This is a genomic window from Treponema endosymbiont of Eucomonympha sp. (genome assembly GCF_001028545.1).
On the sequence record NZ_BBPW01000110.1, the window covers coordinates 1 to 2374 of the forward strand.

General features: G+C 65.1%; 4 protein-coding genes and 1 pseudogene. 1 reads left to right on the top strand and 4 read right to left on the bottom strand.

Going from position 1 to position 2374, the window contains the following annotated elements:
- A pseudogene (locus AWU74_RS05005) lies at positions 1–239 on the bottom strand (hypothetical protein); the annotation flags it as partial.
- Positions 240–369: 130 nt separating this feature from the next.
- On the opposite strand from AWU74_RS05005, the gene AWU74_RS13830 reads away from it, so the two are divergent.
- Positions 370–684: a hypothetical protein gene (locus AWU74_RS13830; protein WP_238580176.1), complete on the top strand. Its 315-nt coding sequence runs from the start codon at positions 370–372 to the stop codon at positions 682–684.
- 84 nt (positions 685–768) lie between these two features.
- Here AWU74_RS13830 and AWU74_RS05015 read toward each other — a convergent pair whose 3' ends face one another.
- From AWU74_RS05015 to AWU74_RS05020, 3 genes are all read right to left on the bottom strand, one after another.
- A complete protein-coding gene (locus tag AWU74_RS05015) occupies positions 769–1461 on the bottom strand; it encodes a DUF8091 domain-containing protein (protein ID WP_062328252.1) in 693 nt (230 codons plus the stop codon).
- Positions 1458–1649: a hypothetical protein gene (locus tag AWU74_RS10385; protein ID WP_162504844.1), complete on the bottom strand. Its 192-nt coding sequence runs from the start codon at positions 1647–1649 to the stop codon at positions 1458–1460. The genes AWU74_RS05015 and AWU74_RS10385 overlap by 4 nt, the downstream gene beginning before the upstream one ends.
- A partial coding sequence (locus AWU74_RS05020) for an exodeoxyribonuclease III (RefSeq protein ID WP_162504845.1) occupies positions 1631–2374 on the bottom strand: 744 nt, incomplete at its 5' end. The genes AWU74_RS10385 and AWU74_RS05020, both read right to left, overlap by 19 nt.

Here is a 2374-nt window from a genome sequence, read left to right on the forward strand (position 1 = left end):
GCGCCGGACCCCTCCGCCGCCGCCGTTCCGGCGGGCGGCCGGTGGTGAGGCGCCGGCAGTTCCGCCTCGGCGTATATCGCCCGGGGCGTCGAGCGGCAGTTGAAGTGCAGGGGCGGACAGTGCGTCCGCCAGAACGGGTGTTTGTACGGCAGCACGACGGGCGGGTCGGACAAGCGCCGGCACTCCTCGGTCTGCCGCTCGTCGTGCACAAGCGGTTTTACCGCCGGCGGACGCCGCAATAGGCGAGCCTGCCGGGGATATTTTTATGATAGATTCGACATATATCAAAGCGCACGCGGACGCATGCGGGGCGCGCGGCGGCAGTCAGGACATTAGCCGCACAAAAGGGGGCTGAACAGCAAATTACATTTGGTAGTTGACGAGTACGGGATCCTGGCAAGCTGCTCCGTGACAAGCGGTACTGTCGCGGACTGTAGTCAAGCGTTTCTCCTTATAAATGGTTTGGAAACGGATATAGCAACCGTCATCCCTCCGGTTAAAAGCCGGAAAGAGCGTACAACTATGAACTGTATCGGGCACGGCACGTCATCGAAAACGTCTTCCGAGCCCTCAAGCACCGACGGGGAATTGCTGCGCGCTGCGCAAAGCTCGCCGCTTCCTTTATCGCCGCCATTCATGTCAGGTGTTTGTTCCTCTGCCTTTCAGTCCATACTACCTAGATAAGCCCCTGTGGAAAAACCTCCGGCACACAGCATCGCCGACGCAAAACCGGCAGGCACGGACGCACATCGTGGGCGGCGTGCCCGCTTACTCCGCGACCGAATACCACTTCGTCCGCCCCTCGGCGCGCGTCTCGGCGATGACACCGCTCTTCCGCAGCACCCACAGCATGAGCGACGCGTTCTTTCCAAGTCCCTCTGCCCGAAGGTCGGCGGCGGAGAACTCGCGCCCCAGACGCTCCGGCAGCAGCGCGAGGTAGTCGGCTTTGCCCGCGAGCACGAGCGGCGTCCGGCATTCGAGCAGCGCCTTGTCGCTCTTGTACCACGGGCGGCGGAAGCGGCGGCTTTTGTTGGGAAGCTGCACCGGCTCGGCGGTGCGGACGCGGATTTCCTTCACCGAGACCGGCAGCACCTCGAGCGAGAAGTTCCGGTGCAGGAGCCACGGGCAGATTCCGGTCAGCTCGCGGAACACGTCGTAGACGCAGCGCTTCTTGGGGCTTTTCCGCGCCGAGACGACGGCGCCGCATTCGTCCTGCGTCTCGATTCGCGTCTCTGCCGCCAGCGGGTACACCACGCGGACGGCGTAATGCGGGACGAGCGCGGCGAGCTTCCCCGCAAGCTGCGCGATTCCCGCCGTCTGTATCTCGATAATCCCCTCGTCCGCCGTTACGACGTCGCAGATTTTGCCCCGCACTTCCCGCTCGGTCTCCCCCGCCGTCCGCTCGGCGTACAGGGCTTTGAGCGTCCGGTGCAGGCTCGACTCGTTGTACGTCTCTATCATGACGGCGGCTCGGCGGGGAGGCTGCCTGTCGGCAAGCCGTGATTCAGCCCGCGGGGGTTTGCCGAAAGGAATCTGTCCGTCGGCAAGGCGTCAGGCAGATTGGTCAGCGGTCGCAATTCTGCACTGTTCCGCAGTCCGCGCGCGGGGTTTGCCGAAGAAAGGCTGGCGGTCAACGGGTCGTCAGGCATATCGGGCAGTGGTCGGAACCCGGCACCGACGCGCAGATTTCGGACGAGGCGACCGACGGCAGGAACGCCTCGTCGACGCACTGATAGTCGATTCGCCACCCGACGTTCTTTTCGCGGGCGCGGGCGCGGTAGCTCCACCACGTGTACCGGTCGCCTTCCGCGCAGAAATGCCGGAACGTGTCGGCAAAGCCCGCCGCAACGAATGAGTCCAGCCACGCGCGCTCTTCGGGCAGATAGCCGGGGTTGCCTTCGTTCGCCTTCGGGTTCTTCAGGTCGATAGGCTTGTGCGCAATGTTGTAGTCGCCGCAGAGCACGACGTGCTTGCCGCCCGACACGAGCGCCGCGCAGAAGTCGAGCATAGCGGCGCAGAAGTCCAGCTTGTACGGGAGCCGTGCGCCCCCTTCCTGACTGTTCGGGAAATACGCGCTGACGACGACGGTGCCGCCGTAGTGCGCGGCGAGCACCCGTCCTTCGGCATCGAAGCGGGGAACGCCCAGTGTGTCCACCCGGTCGGGCGGCAGGCGGCTGTAGAGCGCCGTGCCCGAATAGCCGGGTTTCTCCGCCGACGCCCAGAACGACTGATACGAGACGGCGCCGGAGGCGGGCGAGCGCAGTGGCGGGGGAAGCTGCTCCGGGCGCGCTTTTGTCTCCTGAATGCACGCCACGTCCGCGCCGGAGGCGAGCAACCACGGGACGAAGCCCTTCCGCTCGGCGGAGCGGATTCC

Bases quoted from the DNA above. Each gene is read 5' to 3' on its own strand.
- AWU74_RS05015 (WP_062328252.1), bottom strand. From the start codon at position 1,461: ATGATAGAGACGTACAACGAGTCGAGCCTGCACCGGACGCTCAAAGCC.
- AWU74_RS10385 (WP_162504844.1), bottom strand. From the start codon at position 1,649: ATGCCTGACGACCCGTTGACCGCCAGCCTTTCTTCGGCAAACCCCGCG.